This is a genomic window from Corallococcus sp. CA053C, assembly GCF_003611675.1.
GTDB lineage: Bacteria > Myxococcota > Myxococcia > Myxococcales > Myxococcaceae > Corallococcus.
The window spans coordinates 1-997 of the sequence record NZ_RAWA01000810.1 but is presented as its reverse complement, the minus strand read 5'-3'; the positions used below and the strand labels follow the sequence as shown (position 1 = coordinate 997).

Genomic DNA, 997 nt, shown 5'->3' with positions numbered 1-997 from the left:
GGGCAATGGCCACGGCCGCCGCGACCCAGACACCCAGGTGCAGCGCCGCCATGCCCACCGCGCGCAGGGGACGGATGCGGAGCAGCTCCACCAGCTCGGCGCGGGAGAGGCCGGGCTCCGGGGGCGCGGCACCGGGCGGATCAGCGGGACGCGAGAGGGCGGGTTGCATGGCGCGTCAGAAGTAGCGAGGGACGCGCTGGCAATAGCGCGCGTAGGGCTCACCGAGGCGGTCCGCGAGGAACCGCTCCTCCTGGAGCACCAGTTGATGGAAGAGCCCCCCGAGCGCCGCACAGGCGCCCAGCGTCACCACGGACGGAGCCCAGAGCGAAGCCCCTACGAGGTACAGGTAGGAGAACACGTAGATGGGGTTGCGCGAGTAGCGGTGGAGTCCCCCCTCGTGCAGCTGGGGCCGGGCCTCCCCCGCGTCCACGCCGATGCGGAACGCCGGGCCCATTCCATACTGGGCCCACAGCATGCCCATGAGCCCCACGACACCGAGCACCCAACCCGCGAGCGGAGGAATGGGCAGCAGCGGCCGTCCCCAGGACATGGCGGACCACGCGGGCCAGAACGCGGCCGCGAGCACGGAGCCGGCCCAGAGCAGCGAGACGCCACTGATGCGCCGCGTGACGCGCGTGTGCGCGGAATCCGCCGCCGCGCTCCGGTAGGCCAGCGGGCTGCGCCCGAAGCGCAGGCGGTAGACGAGGCTGGAGCCCAGGTGCCCCGCGAGCACGTGCAGGCAGATGAAGCCCAGGTACACCCCGGGCGCCTCGCGCAGCCCCATCATGGCGCGAGCACCTCCGCCCGCAGGCCGAAGCCCGAGGACGCCCACCCGGCGACGCGCTCCGTGAAGTCGCGCAACTCCTCGCGCGTCCAGAGTCCCTCGAAGGCCGCCGTGTTGATGTTGAGCGTGTCCGCGAACGACAGGCCCGTGGCGCCCCAGGTGGCCGTGTGGCTGCGCATGGAGCGGATGCGGAGCGGCGCCTCCGTGAAGTGC

Annotated in this window: 2 protein-coding genes; both read right to left on the bottom strand. The window is 72.9% G+C overall.

Features of this window, described 5'->3' with window-relative positions:
* Positions 1 to 175 precede the first annotated feature (175 nt).
* Positions 176 to 787, bottom strand: coding sequence for an isoprenylcysteine carboxylmethyltransferase family protein (locus D7V97_RS43320; RefSeq protein ID WP_120616299.1), 612 nt, complete (start codon positions 785 to 787; stop codon positions 176 to 178).
* Positions 784 to 997, bottom strand: a 214-nt coding sequence (locus D7V97_RS45160) for a hypothetical protein (RefSeq protein WP_158623579.1), incomplete at its 5' end; no start/stop codon positions are given. The genes D7V97_RS43320 and D7V97_RS45160, both read right to left, overlap by 4 nt.

Bases quoted from the DNA above. Each gene is read 5' to 3' on its own strand.
- D7V97_RS43320 (WP_120616299.1), bottom strand. From the start codon at position 787: ATGATGGGGCTGCGCGAGGCGCCCGGGGTGTACCTGGGCTTCATCTGC.